Raw genomic sequence first — 16,051 nt, forward strand, 5'->3', positions numbered from 1 at the left:
CCAACTCACGCCTTCACGTCTTACGGCTGGCAGCATGGCTATCTGGCTGACGCATTGCAGGCGTGGACAGACGACCTCGCTATGACTGAGCCGCAGGCGACTCACTTCGGCTACGTGTATGAGGGCGCAGCGCGACTGCAGCACAACGGCCATGCGTGGATGCTGCACGCCGGCCAGTACTTCTGCGTTCCGGGCCGGTTCACGCTGTCTGCACGGAGCAGCCGCGGAGTCATCATGCGGCGCGCTGGCTGGCGCGGCCTGTTCATGATCGGTGGGCCCGTCGAGCACAAGGGCCGCTTGCGCTATATCGACCAGTGCAGTGATACCACGCTGGTTCAGCCGGTTCGCCGCGGCGATCCATGTCTGAACCTGCTGTACTTCCCCGCAGGCGTTTTTCAGACCGCACACACGCATCCATCGGACCGGCTTGGACTCGTTCTCTCAGGGCGCGGGACGTGCGTCGCACGTAATGCGGGCGCGGATGCCCGCATCGCGCTCGAAGCGGGAATGATCTTCTGCATCCATGCGAACGGCCGACACCACTTCGCAACCGACCGGGGCGACGAAATGCGCGTGCTCGCCTATCACCCGGATTCCGATTGCGGCCCGACCGACGACGATCACCCGATGATTAACCGCACCATCGTGGATGGCGTGTCGGCCCGCAATCTTGCTGCGATCCGCACGACCGGCGATGCGACACTGGAACGCTCATGAGCGGTAAGGCGCGTCTGACGCTGGATCGGCACTATGTGGACGAAACCGTCCACGATGCAGCGCTCGAAAGACTCCGGCATCTTTACAGCAGATTCGACCGGATCGTCGTCTCGTTTTCGGGCGGCAAGGACTCGACGGTCGTACTGCATCTCGCACTCGCGGTCGCTCGCGAGACCGGACGCCTGCCGCTCGAGGTGCATTTCTATGACGAGGAGTGCATATCGCCCGACACCGAGGACTATGTGGAGCGGGTGCGCGCGCAGCCCGATATCGCGCTTACGTGGTATTGCGTGCCGGTCAAACACCGCAACGCCTGTTCGCGGCAGCAGCCGTACTGGTACTGCTGGAATCCCGACGAGCGGGAGAAATGGGTACGCCCCATGCCGTCCTGCGCTGAGCCGACGATGCCGGGTTTTGCGCGCGGAATGATGATTCCCGATTGCAGTCATCTGCCATTCGCGGGACAGTCGCAGACCGTCGCGATGCTGCGCGGCATCCGTACTCAGGAGTCGTTGCGCCGGTTGCGCATGACCATGCGCTCGCGCGTCGATAACTACATTCATCAGAGCCCTAACGCGCGAAGCGTGTGGTTGTGCGATCCGATATACGACTGGCGGTTCGAGGATGTTTGGGTCGCGCCGTCGTGCTTCGGCTGGGACTACAACCGCACGTATGATCGCTTCGAAGCGATGGGCCTGGCGCACGCCCAGCAGCGCGTCTGCCCGCCGTTTGGCGAAGAACCGCTCAACCTGCTGCACACCTGGGCGATCTGCTATCCCGACCTGTGGCACCGGATGACCGCTCGCGTGCCAGGTGCCGCGACAGCGGCACGCTATGCGCTGACCGAGCTTTACGGTACGCATCTGCGCGAGCCGCCCGAAGGTCTGACATGGCGGGAGTGGACCTGGCGGATTATCGATCTCTACGATGAGCCTTGGCGCTCGCGCGTGGCGTTGTCCCTCAAGCGCGCGATAGAAGTACATCAGCGCAAGACGAAGCGGCCGATTGACGACACAAGAGCCGACCCGATGAGCGGCGTGTCCTGGCGGGCGCTCGCGCAGATCGCGCTCAAGGGTGACTTCAAGAACCGCAAGGCCGGCGGGCTGGTCACGCTGGCTGGAGCAGAGCAGAAGCGGCGAGGGCTGACGCTCGAAGAAGTGCTCGCAATGGAAACCGACAATGACGGCACCCGCTATTGAGTCAGCTTCCCCGCTGCCGGATGACGTGCGCGGCGCTATCGAACGCGCTGCCGTCTCACGCGTGAAGTGGTTACATCGCGATTGCGTGCGCGCAAACGACTACAACCCGAACCGGGTCGCCCCGCTGGAACTCGAACTGCTGCTTCTCTCGATACTCGAGGATGGCTTCACGCAGCCGCTTGTCGTGCTGAAAGACAGTAGCGGTTACGTCCTCGTCGACGGCTATCATCGCTGGCTGGTTTCCGGCGATGAGCGAATCCGCGAACGGTATGGCGGCTACGTTCCGGCTGCGGAGATTGAAGCCGATTCGGTGCACCGCATGATGTCCACGATCCGGCACAACCGCGCCCGTGGGACGCACGCTGTTCTGCCGATGGCCGGGATTGTCCGCACGATCATCGAGGCAGGCGTACCGGTACCGGAGATCGAGCGCGGCCTTGGCATGGAACCGGAGGAAGTAGACAGACTTGCAGACCGCTCCGGCATGCCTGAACGCGTTGGCAAGCGCCTCGCAAAAGCGGAGTTCGGCCGCGCGTGGATTCCGTCCTGACGCTGCGTGTATCGATGCTTGAACTGTCGATCAGCTCGAACATTGAGGCCGTGTCGCGCAAGCTCTCAGCGCTGGCTTATCGGCAATTGCCCTTTGCCGAAGCACGCACTGTGACCGAACTGGCGAAGCTGGCCGCCGACGCCGAAAAGAACGCACTACCGCAGGTGTTCGACAACCCGACGCCCTTTACGGTCAACTCGGTGGCCGTGCAGCCCGCGCGCAAAGGAGCGCCCGTCGCACGCGTCTATATCCGCGACCGCACCGCGCAGTATCTCGCGCCCTATGAATTCGGCGGCGCGCAGTATCTTGGCGCGAAGCCGGCGAACCTCGTTCCGGTCGGCGTATCGGCGAACCAGTATGGCAACTTGCCACGCAACGCCATCCGCAAGTACATGGGGCGATCTGACGTGTTCATGGGGCCGATCAAAACGAAGCACGGCACGATCTACGGTGTATGGCAGCGCCCGTTTCTGCGCGAGCGTGCGACCGATATTTCAGGGAACGTCCGGCAGCGTAAAAAGCTGCGGGGAAGGCATACGCTGGGAGCAGACGTCAACACGACCGGCCGTCTTCGTTTGCTGGTCGAGTTTCGGCCGCCCGTCGAAACGAAAGAGCGGCTCAGATTTGGCGAGCGCGCAGCAGCAGTCGTATCGGCGAACTTCGACCGGGTTTTCGGGCGGGAACTTGCGCGGGCTGTCGCGAGCGCGCAAGGGTAGTGTTGAGTGTTACTGCGCAGGCACACTACCCGTAGATGGTATTCAGTTCACGCATGAGGACGGCCTTTGCCGCTTCGATGAACCCTTGTGGAAAGGGGATATAGACGAGCCCCTGGATATTTGACGGGATGTTCACCCCTTCCTCGTGCAGCACCACCACCCGCGCGAGCCCATACTTTCCTTGGAAATATCCAATTTCGTGCATAACGTTTTCTCTAGCACGTAATTGGCCACTTTCGTCCTTGTCGTCCCCGGTCATGACAATAACGGCTGAATCGCACTGATTTGCTGCTTCCTCCAATTTTCCGAGAACGGTCAACCCCTTATTGGGTTCTTGAGCAAGTTCGAGCGTCGCAAGCTTAAGATCGCGTTCGATAAACGACTGCACCTCGTACCAATCCTTTGCCCGCCCGTGGCTAATAAATACCCTGCGTGGAGCCGCAGCGATCGGCGCTGCAAGTTCACTGTTGGACCGAATTTCGATTACTTGATCAACATTCCTCGATAGGCGTTCAAGCTGTCTACGGGAATACCAGTTTGGGCGCGATCGGCCGTCGCTGCTCGGTTGCATGGCGGAGTCCGCCACCTCCTTTACGTCTGGAAAATCGCCGTATAGATCCGGTAGGGTTTCGCGTAGATCTTCAACTGCGTTTGCAACCCCGGCGAAGTACGCTTCGACATCGTCTGGCGAGAATAGTCGGATGGGCAACTTGTGTGCTCCGGTCCCCATAAGCGTTTTGTCGATGACTCTCTTCAGACCGGCGAGTTTCGCCATTGTGGCTGCTACCGATGCCATATGCCCTCCAGTTTGATTTGACTTGAGTCCAGCGCGTGCTGCCCCGGTGAGGTCGGAAGCCTAACATGCCGCGCGCGGTCGACCGCCCGGAGCGGGTCCTGGTCCCCTCTCGAAAAATGGGGGCAAATTGCGCGACCCCGTTCTTTCTGTAGCTACAGGTATCAAAAAGTCTTTGCACCGTGGCTGACGGCATTTCAATCCGCGAGTTCGCGCGGCGCGAGCACGTTTCGGACACGCTTGTTCATCAGGCGCTGAAACAGGGACGGCTTGCGAAGCGCGTAGACGGCCTGATGGACCCAGCGCTCGTCGGTACCCGCTGGCGCGCGAGCGAGCGGCCTGACGAAAGCGCAAAGGCACCTGCAAAGGAGAGTTTGCAGTCAGCCGGAAGTGCAAAGGGCCTCGCCTACGGCGAAGCCCTGCGCATCAAGGAGAACTGGACCGCGCTGTTACGCCGTCTGGAGTATGAGCAGAAATCCGGCGCACTGGTTGAGCTGGCCGTCGCACGAGGCGTCGTGTTTGAGCTATGCCGGGAGCAGCGCGACGCGTGGCTTGCGTGGCCCGCGAAGGTCGCGCCGTTCATCGCAATGGCCTTCGGTCTGGACGACATTGACCGGCTAACGAACACACTGGCGGCGCATGTCCATCAGCAGCTTGCCGACCTCGGGGAGCCTGAACCGCGCTTCAACGCAGAACAAGGCCGATGATCTTCGACGTGTCGGCCGCAGCGGATGGACCCCGCCGCCGCGTCTGAGCGTTCCGCAGTGGGCTGACCAGTACCGGCGACTCGCGAAGGAATCGGGCAGCCTGTCCGGCCGCTGGTCGACCGGGACCGTGGAAGCCGCACGCGGGCCGATGCTCGCAGTGACCGAGCCGGGCGTGCATGTCATCACGGCGATGGTGAACACGCAGTTGTTCAAGACGTCGCTGATCGAAAACATATTCGGCTACTTTGCGCATCTCGATCCGTGCCCGATGCTGCTTCTCCAACCGAAGGAAGCCGCGGCCGAACAGTTCAGCAAGGAACGCATTACGCCACTGGTGCGGGTCACGCCCGTACTGCGTGAGCGGGTCGGCACGACGAAGACCCGCAACGCCGAGGAAACGCTGCTGTTCAAGTCGTTTCCTGGCGGCTTCCTCGCGCTCGCGGGCGCGGGCAGTCCCGATAACCTCGCGCGCCGCCCGATCCGGCTGGTTCTCGCGGACGAAATCGACAAGTACCCGGTCACGCGCGAAGGCGACCCTATCGCGCTCGCCGAGGAACGGGTCGCCACGTTCGCGAACTGGCTCTCCGTGCGGACCTGTTCACCAACCGTCACCGAGGAAAGCCGCATCGAAGCCAGTTACGGCGAGTCGGACCAGCGTCGCGCGAGCGTGACCTGTCCGCATTGCGGGCACCGTCAGTTCCTCGAATTTTTCCGCCATGTCGAGTGGGAGAAGCGCAAGGACGACAAAGGCAACGTAACTGGCCATCGCACGAAGACCGCGCGCGTGTACTGCCAGTCGTGCGGCGCGGGCTGGTCCGAGTCAGAACGGCTTACCGCCTTGCAGTCCATACGGTGGCATCAGACGCGGGTATTCGAATGCTGCGGCGCGCGGCATGTGCCGCTCGATGCGTACGAGCGCGCCTGGCGTAGCAGCGACGAAGCACGCGATGATCCCGATCCTGTTGGCGTGGTGTGGGACTGGTGGGCGTCCGAAGGGTATGCCGTCTATCGCGCGAAGTGTCCGACATGCGGCGCGTGGGGCATCGATAACACGCACGCCGGATTTCAGGCGTCGAAGCTCCTGAGCCCGTGGACGCGCGACCGGCCCGCCGATATCGCGGCGCGCTGGATCGACGCGCAGGGCGACGAGGAACGGCTGCAAGCCTGGTGGAATACACAGATGGGACTCCCGTACCGTCCGCGCACCGGTCGCGCGCTCTCGGTTGAGGCGGTCATTGCTCGCGGCGAGATATGGCCGGCGGAAGTGCCCGATGGTGTCGCTGTGCTGGTGGTCGGCGCGGACGTGCAGGATTATCGCGTCGAGCTTGAAGTCGTGGGCTGGGGCCGCAACGAGGAAAGCTGGTCAATCGATTACGAAATCATCGAGGGCGAGTTTTCGGATGCACGCACACAGGCGCGCATCGACACGTATCTAAAACGCCTGTGGTACCGCGCTGACGGTCGTCCCTTTGAAATCATGGCTGCGTGCATTGATTCGGGCGGGCATCACACGCAGGCGGTCTACCAGTTCTGCGCGGCGCGCATCGGCCGCCGTATCTGGGCGGTCAAGGGCGAATCGGCACGCGGCGGCGAGCGCAATCCGGTGTGGCCGTCAAAGCGCCCCACGTCGCGCACGAAGAGAACCTATCGCCCAATCCTTCTCGGGGTGAACGCGGCGAAAGACACGATCCGTCAGCGGCTGCTGCTCGATACGCCGGGACCGGGTTACATGCACTTCCCCGCAGACCGTGACATTGGCTATTACGCGCAACTGACCGCCGAGCGGATCGTGATCCGGGAATCGGGCGGCAGACGTTACCGGGTGTGGGAACTGCCACCGGGCCGCGCCAATGAGGCGCTTGACTGTCGGGTGTATGCGTATGGCGCGCTGTGCGGTCTGCTGTTCTTCGGCCTGCAACTGAACCGCCGCGCCGACGCGGTACAGGCACGGACGCCGCCGCCTGACGTGCCGCCGACGCCGCACCGCCCGTATCCGGCCACTGCCCGAATGCGGACATCGCTCGTTCAGCGTCTTGCCTGAATCGCACGTCTAAGCTGCCATGCCCTGTCGCCGCCTGAGCATCCTGGACGGGATGACGCTCGGTGCGCTCGAAAGGCAGCTTGCGAGCATGCAGCAGGCGTATCTCGCGCTGGTGTCGGGCACAAAGGCGCAGTCCGCGTCGTACGCACAGGCAGACGGTAGCCGCTCCGTCGCGTACACGCAGACCAATATCGCCGATCTGGTGCAGGCCATCATCGGCGTACAGACACAGATCGATGCACTGCGCGGACTCTGCCGCAACCGCCGCCGTCCGGTCACGCCGTACTTCTGAGCCAGCAATGGGCGTCATCGTTGACGAAAGCGGCCAGCCGATTCCGGCACCCGTTGCTGTACGTGGCGGCGCGCCGAACGCGCTAACGGGGGAACCGGGGCGCGCGATGGTCATGCCGGGGCTCGGGCTGCCTGGTTACCAGTTTCCGTACGACGCTGCGGACTGGTTCGCCCAGGAGATGGGCAACTGGTTGCCGTGGATACGGTCGCCCGATTCGGAGATAAACCTATTCCGGGACTGGATGGTTGCGCGCTCGCGCGACCTCTTTCGCAATGACGGCTGGATCAATGGCGGTGTTACCCGCATTCTCGATAACACCATCGGCACCAGCCTGCTGCTGTCGGCGAATCCCGATTACCGGGCGCTGGCATTGCGTACCGGCATAAGCGAATTTGACGCCACCTGGGCCGATGAATTCCGGCGCACGGCGGAAGCGCTCTGGCGCGGCTATGCGGAGAACCCTGCGCACTACAACGATGTGGCGCGACAGCTTACGCTCGGTCAGCAGTTCCGGCTCGCAATGCGTCACAAGCTGGTCGACGGCGAAGGGCTGGGTCTCATCTACTGGCTACCCGAGCGCATCGGCTATGGCGGCGCGGACTACGCGACCGCGTTGCTGCTGCTCGATCCCGACCGCCTGAGCAACCCGTATCAGGCGATTGATTCGCGCTACCTGCGCGGCGGTGTCGAGATAGACGATTACGGCGTCCCGCTCGCGTATCACATCCGCGAGGCGCACCAGAGCGACTGGTATCTCGCCGTCGAGGCGAACACCTGGGAGCGTATCGAGCGCTGCGACGACGACGGCTGGCTGCGCGTCCTGCACGACTATGACCGCGACCGGGCGGGCCAGCATCGGGGCCTCGGGGTGTTCACGCCGGTCCTGCTGCACGCGCGCATGCTCGCGCGGTATTACGGCGTCGAGCTACAGGCCGCGACTATCGCCGCGACATTCGGCACCTACGTTACGTCGCCCTATGATCCGGCGCTGGTGCAGGATGCGCTTGGCGCGGGCGAAGGCGAGGAATTGCCGCTGTATCAGGCATTGCGCGCACGCTGGGCCGACGAACGGCCCGCGATGCTCAACGGCGCGCGTATTCCCACGCTCGCACCTGGCGAATCGCTCGAAAGCGTCTCGGCCGCACACCCGCATGGCAACTTCGAAACCTTCGCGCACGAAATGCAGCGCGTGATTGCAGCGGTGCTGGGGCTCAGCGCCGAGCAGCTTTCGCAGGACTGGAGCAAGACGAATTACAGCAGTGCGCGAGCCGCGCTACTTGAAGCGTGGAAGACCCTCACGCGGCGGCGCGACGAGTTCTGCCTGAACTTCGCGTCACCGTTCTACGGTGCGTGGCTGTGGGAAGCAATGGACCGGGGTGAGCTGCCGCTGCCGGCCGCTGCGCCGCCGTATATCGAGGCGCGCGCCGCGTATGCGCGCTGTTCATGGATGGGGGTGGCGCGTGGCTGGATCGATCCGACCAAGGAAAAGGCCGGTGCGGTGATGGGCATGGACGCGGCACTTTCCACGCTCAAGCGTGAATGCGCGGAACAGGGCCTCGATTATGAGGAAGTACTGCATCAGCGCGCGAACGAAATCCGGCTGATGAAGGAACTTGGGCTTGATTTGCCCGCCTGGGCTGGCAGTATCGCTGCGGCAGAAGCGGCAAAACCCGAGGCAGCACCTGTGCCGCAATAGTATCCGGCTGCATTGACAACCGGGCGCTGTGTTCAGGACTGGCGACGCGCGGCGAACAGCTTGCGCGCGAGCGCAATCAGGCGCAGGGGATTCAGGCGGAAATGGCTATGGCGTGCAACGCCTGCGCGGCTGTAGAGGTGCGTAGCTTCAATCAGGGTAATGGGGCTCATGACTTTCTCCGTATAAATTCGAATACAGGATAGGTCTCCCTGTCTCAAATTTGAATAGGTTCAGTCCGAAAGATAGATGCCCCCGGATATCGAGGTCGGTGGAAAGTGAAGCCAGCTTTGTTGAATTGCAGGTTTCCGGGTGGCGACACGCCCAACGGTGCCGCGACGGCTAAATGAAGGGACGCAAAAAATAGCGCGCCACAAGGACGCGCCGTGAAAAGGGTTTTCTACTGCATGCCAACCCTATCGCCCCCGGCAAGCGGAGGACGTACTGAGGGGCGACGCTTCAATGGTAGGCGTGTATGCCGGACGCAGACCTCGGACAACTCCCAAAAAACCGGAAGATGCACGATGGTCGTGAACTATCCGCACCTGGCGACGCGCCTTTTTAATGTGCCGCTCGCCATTGCGCCGGGCAAGATCGAAATCATCATGGCCGCGCTCGCTGACCGTTTTGGTCTCGCGCGGCTGTTGCGCCCGAACGGTCAACTGCTCGCGTTCGACGGCGACTATGAAGCGGGCGAGCCTGCGGACGACCGGGCCTATGAAGTCATCCAGGGTATCGCAGTCATTCCCGTTCAGGGCACGCTGGTGCAGAAGCTCGGCACCCTGCATCCGTACTCGGGTATGACCGGCTATGACGGCATCCGCGCGAACCTCGCGACGGCGCTGGCCGATGACTCGGTGCGTGCAATCGTGCTCGATATCGACAGCCCCGGCGGCGAGGTCGCGGGGTGTTTCGATCTGACCGACGCCATTTACGGTGCGCGGGGCATCAAGCCGCTGTACGCGATCCTCACCGAGTGCGCGTTTTCCGCCGCGTATGCGCTTGCTTCGGCCTGTGATCGGGTGATCGTGCCGCGCACGGGCGGAACCGGTAGCGTCGGCGTGATCGTCGCGCATGTTGATTTTTCGAAAGCGCTCACCGATGCGGGCCTGACGGTCACGCTCATTACCTATGGCGAGCGCAAGGCAGACGGCAGCGAATACCGGCCACTCTCTGACGAAGCCTATGCACGCATCAAGGCAGACGTGGACAGCGTAGGCGAACTGTTCGTGGCGACGGTCGCACGCAATCGCGGGCTGACCGTGGCGCAGGTTCGCGACACGCAGGCCGCAACCTTCCTCGGGGCGGGGAGCGTCGATACCGGCTTTGCCGATGCCGTCATGTCACCCGACGCGGCGTTTCTTGCGCTACTCGATTCGCTCGCGCTTTCATCCGTGCCGCAGTAACCACCAGGACCATGCAGGAGGTCTTCAAAATGGGATTCTCTCTTTCAGCCATGACCCGCTCATTGCCATTCGCGCACCTCGGGCGCGCGGCGACTCGCGCGCGTGCCGAAGACGCGCCGCCCCCGAATGACGACAAGCCCGACGCGCCCGCCGAGCGCGACCGCGAGGATGGCGCACACAACGATGCGCGCACACGGCGCGCACAGGACGACGAGCCGCGCAACGGCGACGATGCACAGGACGACGACAACGAAGAAGACGAGGACGAGGACAACGACGAAGGCAATGGCGATAACGTCCAGCTCGGGGACGGCGACAGCCGCGACGACTCCGACGATGCTGATGAACGGGACAGCCGGCGCGGCAAGGCCAGACGTGGTCAGGCGCAGGATGGTGACGACGAGGAAGAAATGCATGGCAGTTCCGTCGAGGCGCGCGCGCGCCGCCGCGAGCAGGCGCGCTGCGCCGCGATATTTTCAAGTCACGCCGCCGCGCGCAATCCGGTACTGGCCGCCAATCTCGCGTTCAGGACGCGCCTCGCGCGCGGTGCCGCGCTCGCGGTACTCGAAAGCACACCCGCCGCGCCGACCGCCAATAGCGGACGCGTCGAGCGCAATCCGCGCGTCGGCCCGGGAGGTACACCGGGCATGAACTCACGTCAGGCCATCGCGTCGGCATGGGACCACGCATTCGCGAAGGTGAATGCGCGCAAACGCTAGTGCGCGTACCGGTTTTTCATCCGTTCCATTACAGGGGATCACGATCATGGGCGCTCCTACTGTCCCGCCGCTCTTTGAGAACTGGCATGACGGCGGCTTTCTCGTCTCCGAAGCGAACGGCCACCGCTCGCGCGACGGCATCGTCCTGACGGGCGGTGTGTATGTCATGGCCGGGACCATTCTCAGCCGCCTTGCCTTGCCTCCGCCACCCCCGCCAGGCAGTGACGCAAGGGGCGACGCGGGGGCCGCGTCGGTCGTCGCAGGCACGCCGGAGCGCGAGAACACCGGCGACGGTGTCCTGCGGCTCACCGATCCGCCGCATGCCAGCTCGTCGCCGTACGGCCGCTACGTCTGCACCTTCACGAGCCGCAACACGTTCGACGTGAGCGGACCCGATGAACTGGGCGCGACTGCGCAGCAGACCGGGGCGCCGGTCGTCGTCGGCGGCCTGAGCTTCGTCATCGAACAGGGCGCAAAGCGCTTCGCTGCGGGCGATACCTTCGCGATCACGTTCACTGCTGCCGATCCGTCCGATATCGGCACGCCCGGTATCTGGATGCCCTGGAATCCCGCCGCGACTGATGGCTCCGAAGTCGTGGCGGGTCTGCTGTTCGGCTCGCGCGATACGACGCGGATGGATCGCGCCGCCGTCGCGATCGTGCGCGACGCGGAAGTGAACGCATCGGAGCTTGTCTGGCCGTCGGACGTGACGCCGTACCAGATGCAGATCGCGGGCGACCAGTTGCGCGCCGCAGGCATCCTGCTGCGCTAGTATCCCTTTCCTTCCTCGCAAGGCCGCACGGACGCTGGTCCGGGGCGGTCTTTTCTTTTGGGGAGCCGTCATCATGGCTGGCGAAATTCTCGATGTATTCCATCAGGACCCCTTCACGGCAATTGCGCTCTCGGACGCCGTTCAGCGCAACCCGTACCAGCCTGTCGGCCTCGGCGAGCTGGGCGTATTCGATCCCAACCCGATCCGCACGAAAGCGCTGGCGGTCGAGGAACGCACCGGCAAGCTGATCCTGATCCCGTTCTCCCAGCGCGGCGAGGAAGGCACGCAGCGCACGACCGAACGTCGCAAGATGCGCTATTTCGACGTGCCGCGCCTGATGCACTCGGACACGGTGTACGCCGAGGAAGTACAGGGCATCCGCGAGTTCGGTACGGAATCCGTCCTGATGCAGGTCGAGGCCGAAGTTGCGCGGCGGCTCTCGGGACCGACCGGGCTGCTCGCGAGTGTCGAATACACGAAGGAATTCCTGAGGCTCGCCGCGTTGCAGGGACTGGTGCTCGATCCGAAGGACGGCAGCGTGCTCTACAACTGGTTCGATGAATTCCAGATTCCGCAGGCCACCGAAACGCCGTTCGATCTGGGCGCGACCGAGGCAGGCAAGGCGAACACACCCTTGCGGCCGATCTGCAACGCGATCATCCGTACGATGGCGCGCAAGTCCCAGGGCGCATTCACGCCGACCACGCGCGTCTACGCGATGTGCGGCGATGCTTTCTATGACGCGTTCGTCAATCACCCGGACGTGATCCGTACGTTCGTGAACTGGTCCGATGCGCGCGCACTGCGCGACAACTCGCAGGGTGCCGCGTTTGATGCGTTCGTGTTTTCCGGCATTACGTGGTTCAACTATCGCGGCTCGGACGACAACGTGACCATCAAGGTTCCTGATGACGTGGTGAAGTTTTTCCCGGTCGGCGCGCCCGGTGTATTCCGCGAAGCGATGGCGCCGGGCGAAACCGTCGATTGGGTCAACACGCCGGGACGGCCCGTGTACGTGCTGCCGATCTTCGACGTGCTGCGGCGCATGTGGTGGAAGATGGAAGCGTATGCGTACCCGCTCTACGTCTGCACGCGGCCCGAAGTGCTGCTGTCCGGTCGCATGCTCGAAGGCACCACGGTAAGCGCTGCCGGCCCCGCGCCTGACGTCCCGGTCGCAGCGAAAGTGGATCGGGCAGCCGCAGCCAGCGCCGCGACGACTGTCTGAGCGGTCCGCGTCATGATCGATTGGGACAGCCTGGTACTTGCCCCCGTCGAGGGCATATTCGGACAGGCAGCGACGTACTACGCGAGTGACGGTGAGCCGCACGCGCTGCACGGCGTATTTGACGAAGCCTTTACGAACGTCGATGTGGTCGACGGCGTACCGGTTACGACTACGCGGCCATGCTACGGCTTTCGCGTGGCAACACTTCCCGTTACTGCACACCAGGGCGACACGCTGTTCATTCCGGCCGCGCCCGGTGCGCCGCTCAGCGACACGACCTATGTCGTCCGCGAAGTCCGTACGGATGGACATGGGTGGTGTTTCCTGCTGCTGAACCTCGCTCCCTGAGTTACGCGTATGCCCCGCGCCCGCATTGCGTTGCGGATGCTTGGGCGTCGTCAGGTGCGTCTCGCCGCGCTTGGCGCACTGGAGCGCGCAGAGCTTCAGGTCGCCGGCCGGCCGGTCCTGATCCGCTCGCCGGGCGACTGGGCCGCGCCGTCTGACGTGCTGCCTGCGGTCATCGTGCGTACCGCGCACGAATCGAAATCCTCATTCAATCGCGGCATGCCGCAGTTCACCACGACATGCAGCCTCGAAGTCAAGGCGATGGTCGAGGCGACGACGGGCGAAGCCGCACAGGACGCCATTGAATCGCTCTGGTACGCCGTCGAAAACGCGCTATTGCTCGACTGGTCGCTTGTACGCATGCTGCAGCAGTTCGCGACCGTCGAAAGCGTGCTGGATATCCGCGCGGAAGGTGCGCGTCACCTCGCCGGTATCGCGGCGTCCTTCCGCTGCGAGTTTCCCGAAATGTACGACCCCACGGTTGAGCAGCCACAGCCGGCGCCCTGGCCGCTCGATCCGCCCGCGCCCGCACCGCTCGAAAGCGTCGGCCTGCACGCGGACCTCACCAATCGCGCCGACCCGACCGGCACCTATCCCGCGCCGCCGTTTCCGCAGGCGGTCGTCCCCGCGCCGCGTACGCACGGCCCTGATGGACGCGACGAGGGCCGGCTCGACATTCCGTTGAAGGGGAACTGACATGCACATCAGGCCAGCAACCGGGGTGCGGGTGCGCGATCCCGACCTGCGCGACTTCCTGCCCGATGCGGGGCGCGTCGTACCCGATTCGGTGTACTGGCGTCGCCGTCTGCGCGATGGCGACGTGGTGCCCGTCGCGGATGAGCCGCCCACCATACCGGACACGCCAGACGACCCCGACGCGACGCGGCGCGCATCACACCGCACGCGCGAACCCAAAGCCACCGACCCGACGTAAGACGCGCTTTCAGCGCATCTGCCTGCCGCTGCGCGCGCTTCCCGCGTTTCATCCCCTCAAGTCAACCGCGCGAGCCCCGCCACGGGCCGCCCCGGCCGTCCTGTGTCCGTTTCCGTCTCCGGTTCGCGCCCACCTTCCCGGGAGGTTGCTCCCATGATTCCCTTTACCAACCTGCCTGAGAACATCCGCGTCCCGCTGTTCTACGCGGAACTCGACGCGTCGCAGGCCAACAGCGCCCAGCTCAACCAGCGCACGCTGATTATCGGGCAGATGACCGACGCCGGAACCGGCGAGCCGGGCACGCCGGTTATCAGCGCGGGCGTGGGCGACGCGCGCGCACGGTGGGGCAGCAATTCGATGCTCGCCGCGATGACCGCTGCCTATCGCGCGGCCGATAGCTTCGGCGAAGTGTGGTATCTGCCGCTCGAGGACGCAACCGGCGCGGTAGCCGCAAGTGGAACGGTCACGCTCAACATCGAAGCCGACGCCAGCGTCTCGGGCGTCATCTCGCTTTATATCGCCGGTCGGCGCTACCAGTTGCCGGTGCAGGCCACGCAGGGCGCGGCCGACATCGCGGAAGCGCTCGCCACACTCGTTGCTGCAGATGCGTTCGGGCTGGTGAGCGCATCGGCTCAGGACAACGTAGTCACGCTGACCGCCATCAATGCGGGCATGGCGGGCAATGAAATTGACGTGCGCCTGAACTACGGCGGCTCACGCGCGGGCGAATCGACGCCGCTCAATCTGGACATAGCAATCGCGCCGATGGCGGGCGGCGCGATCAATCCGACCGACACGCTACAGACCGCGCTCGATAACTGCGGCGACATGCCATTCGACTTTATCGTCTGCCCGTATACCGATAGCGTCAGCCTCGATGCACTGCATACCTTCCTGAACGACCAGACCGGGCGCTGGTCGTGGAGCCAGCAGATTTACGGGCACGCTTTTGCCGCGTACCGGGGTACGCTCGCCGCGTGTACGACATTCGGTGCGGGCCGCAACAACCAGCATGAATCGGTGCTTGGGTTCCATGATTCGCCCACACCCGCATGGATCATCGCCGCGCAGCTTGCCGGCTCGATCGCGCCCGCGCTACGTAATGATCCGGGGCGCCCGGTCCAGACCCTGCCGATTCACGGCATGCTCGCGCCGCCCGTTGCCTCGCGCTTCCTGCTCACCGAGCGCAATACGCTGCTCTATGACGGTATCAGCACATTCAATGTTGGCGATGACGGCACCTGCTACGCCGAGAACATCACGACGACTTACCAGAAGAACCCCTGGGGCGATCCCGACGACAGTTATCTCGAAGTCGAAACCATGTACCTGCTGATGTACGTGCTGCGTGCGCTGCGCTCGATGGTGACGTCGAAGTACTCACGCATGAAGCTCGCCGCGGACGGCACGCGCTTCGCATCCGGTAGCGCCATCGTCACCCCGCTTCTCATACGTGCGGACGTGATCGCCAGGTATCAGGAACTCGAATTCGATGGCTACGTGCAGAACAGCGCACTGTTCGCGCGGCAACTCATTGTCGAGCAGAACGCCCATAACCCGAATCGCGTTGACTGTCTGTGGCCCGGAACGCTGATCGACCAGCTCCGGATTTTTGCGCTGCTCGCGCAATTCAGGCTCAGCTAGTCATTCCGAACTGCAGCATTGAACCGCACGAAGCCGCCCCGGTGAACCGCCCGGGCGGCTTTTTCATTTCTGGAGCCCGCCATGTCAGATGACACAAATCGCCTGGCCGGTGTCGCATGGATATCGATGGACGGCCAGAACTACATGCTCTCCGGCGAACTGGCGTATTCACCCGCCGACTACGAACGTGAGTCACTGGTCGGACAGGACCGCGTACACGGCTATGCAGAGAAGCCGCGCGCGCCGTTCATTTCCGCGACGCTGCGCGACGCAGGCACGCTGACGGTCAAGGACTTCA

20 protein-coding genes are annotated in these 16,051 nt (G+C 63.7%); 17 read left to right on the forward strand and 3 right to left on the reverse strand.

What is annotated here, in order from left to right; genetic code table 11:
• Positions 1–159 precede the first annotated feature (159 nt).
• The 4 genes from F6X37_RS11005 to F6X37_RS11020 are packed head-to-tail and all read left to right on the forward strand — an operon-like array spanning position 160 to position 3,182.
• On the forward strand, positions 160–717 hold the full coding sequence (locus F6X37_RS11005) for a cupin domain-containing protein (protein WP_222944819.1): 558 nt from the start codon (positions 160–162) through the stop codon (positions 715–717).
• Complete coding sequence (locus F6X37_RS11010) at positions 714–1,916, forward strand: phosphoadenosine phosphosulfate reductase family protein (protein ID WP_187611288.1); 1,203 nt, start codon at positions 714–716, stop codon at positions 1,914–1,916. The genes F6X37_RS11005 and F6X37_RS11010 overlap by 4 nt, the downstream gene beginning before the upstream one ends.
• On the forward strand, positions 1,897–2,466 hold the full coding sequence (locus F6X37_RS11015; protein WP_187611289.1) for a ParB N-terminal domain-containing protein: 570 nt from the start codon (positions 1,897–1,899) through the stop codon (positions 2,464–2,466). The genes F6X37_RS11010 and F6X37_RS11015 overlap by 20 nt, the downstream gene beginning before the upstream one ends.
• A complete protein-coding gene (locus F6X37_RS11020; protein ID WP_187611290.1) occupies positions 2,451–3,182 on the forward strand; it encodes a hypothetical protein in 732 nt (243 codons plus the stop codon). Before F6X37_RS11015 ends, F6X37_RS11020 begins: the two co-directional genes overlap by 16 nt.
• 25 nt (positions 3,183–3,207) lie before the next feature.
• On the opposite strand, the gene F6X37_RS11025 is transcribed toward F6X37_RS11020, so the two are convergent.
• Complete coding sequence (locus F6X37_RS11025; protein ID WP_262419857.1) at positions 3,208–3,957, reverse strand: nucleotide-binding protein; 750 nt, start codon at positions 3,955–3,957, stop codon at positions 3,208–3,210.
• A gap of 200 nt (positions 3,958–4,157) precedes the next feature.
• Between F6X37_RS11025 and F6X37_RS11030 the strand changes: the two genes are divergently transcribed.
• Genes F6X37_RS11030 through F6X37_RS11045 form a run of 4 tightly spaced genes read left to right on the forward strand, consistent with a single transcriptional unit; the run spans position 4,158 to position 8,711 of the window.
• Positions 4,158–4,682 (forward strand): hypothetical protein, encoded by a 525-nt coding sequence (locus tag F6X37_RS11030; RefSeq protein WP_187611292.1) that lies wholly within the window; start codon positions 4,158–4,160, stop codon positions 4,680–4,682.
• Complete coding sequence (locus F6X37_RS11035) at positions 4,615–6,723, forward strand: phage terminase large subunit family protein (RefSeq protein ID WP_187611293.1); 2,109 nt, start codon at positions 4,615–4,617, stop codon at positions 6,721–6,723. The genes F6X37_RS11030 and F6X37_RS11035 overlap by 68 nt, the downstream gene beginning before the upstream one ends.
• A 19-nt stretch (positions 6,724–6,742) precedes the next feature.
• The gene (gpW, locus tag F6X37_RS11040; RefSeq protein ID WP_187611294.1) at positions 6,743–7,015 is read left to right on the forward strand and encodes a gpW family head-tail joining protein; all 273 of its coding nucleotides are present in this window, start codon (positions 6,743–6,745) and stop codon (positions 7,013–7,015) included.
• A 7-nt stretch (positions 7,016–7,022) separates the two neighbouring features.
• Positions 7,023–8,711: a phage portal protein gene (locus tag F6X37_RS11045; RefSeq protein WP_187611295.1), complete on the forward strand. Its 1,689-nt coding sequence runs from the start codon at positions 7,023–7,025 to the stop codon at positions 8,709–8,711.
• A gap of 32 nt (positions 8,712–8,743) precedes the next feature.
• Here the strand turns inward: F6X37_RS11045 and F6X37_RS11050 are convergent, their stop codons facing one another.
• Entirely contained in the window at positions 8,744–8,881 is a 138-nt protein-coding gene (locus F6X37_RS11050; RefSeq protein WP_187611296.1) for a hypothetical protein, read from the reverse strand.
• Between the two features lie 351 nt (positions 8,882–9,232).
• Here F6X37_RS11050 and F6X37_RS11055 point away from each other — a divergent pair, with 351 nt between their 5' ends.
• Positions 9,233–10,114, forward strand: a complete 882-nt coding sequence (locus F6X37_RS11055; protein ID WP_187611297.1) for a S49 family peptidase — start codon at positions 9,233–9,235, stop codon at positions 10,112–10,114.
• Positions 10,115–10,173: 59 nt separating this feature from the next.
• Here the strand turns inward: F6X37_RS11055 and F6X37_RS11060 are convergent, their stop codons facing one another.
• A complete protein-coding gene (locus F6X37_RS11060) occupies positions 10,174–10,530 on the reverse strand; it encodes a hypothetical protein (protein ID WP_187611298.1) in 357 nt (118 codons plus the stop codon).
• On the opposite strand from F6X37_RS11060, the gene F6X37_RS11065 reads away from it, so the two are divergent.
• The 8 genes from F6X37_RS11065 to F6X37_RS11100 form a co-directional block, all read left to right on the forward strand.
• Positions 10,525–10,833, forward strand: coding sequence for a hypothetical protein (locus tag F6X37_RS11065; RefSeq protein WP_187611299.1), 309 nt, complete (start codon positions 10,525–10,527; stop codon positions 10,831–10,833). The genes F6X37_RS11060 and F6X37_RS11065 overlap by 6 nt on opposite strands.
• 46 nt (positions 10,834–10,879) lie before the next feature.
• Complete coding sequence (locus F6X37_RS11070; RefSeq protein ID WP_187611300.1) at positions 10,880–11,605, forward strand: head decoration protein; 726 nt, start codon at positions 10,880–10,882, stop codon at positions 11,603–11,605.
• Between the two features lie 73 nt (positions 11,606–11,678).
• On the forward strand, positions 11,679–12,830 hold the full coding sequence (locus tag F6X37_RS11075) for a major capsid protein (protein ID WP_187611301.1): 1,152 nt from the start codon (positions 11,679–11,681) through the stop codon (positions 12,828–12,830).
• A 12-nt stretch (positions 12,831–12,842) separates the two neighbouring features.
• Positions 12,843–13,178: a hypothetical protein gene (locus F6X37_RS11080; RefSeq protein ID WP_187611302.1), complete on the forward strand. Its 336-nt coding sequence runs from the start codon at positions 12,843–12,845 to the stop codon at positions 13,176–13,178.
• A 9-nt stretch (positions 13,179–13,187) separates the two neighbouring features.
• A complete protein-coding gene (locus F6X37_RS11085; RefSeq protein WP_187611303.1) occupies positions 13,188–13,871 on the forward strand; it encodes a hypothetical protein in 684 nt (227 codons plus the stop codon).
• 1 nt (position 13,872) lies between these two features.
• Complete coding sequence (locus F6X37_RS11090) at positions 13,873–14,109, forward strand: DUF2635 domain-containing protein (protein WP_187611304.1); 237 nt, start codon at positions 13,873–13,875, stop codon at positions 14,107–14,109.
• 153 nt (positions 14,110–14,262) lie between these two features.
• Positions 14,263–15,753 (forward strand): phage tail sheath subtilisin-like domain-containing protein, encoded by a 1,491-nt coding sequence (locus tag F6X37_RS11095; RefSeq protein WP_187611305.1) that lies wholly within the window; start codon positions 14,263–14,265, stop codon positions 15,751–15,753.
• An 81-nt stretch (positions 15,754–15,834) separates the two neighbouring features.
• The coding region (locus F6X37_RS11100; RefSeq protein ID WP_187611306.1) for a phage tail tube protein at positions 15,835–16,051 on the forward strand (217 nt) is incomplete at its 3' end.

The organism is Paraburkholderia sp. 31.1 (assembly GCF_014397645.1).
Classification (GTDB): domain Bacteria; phylum Pseudomonadota; class Gammaproteobacteria; order Burkholderiales; family Burkholderiaceae; genus Paraburkholderia; species Paraburkholderia tuberum.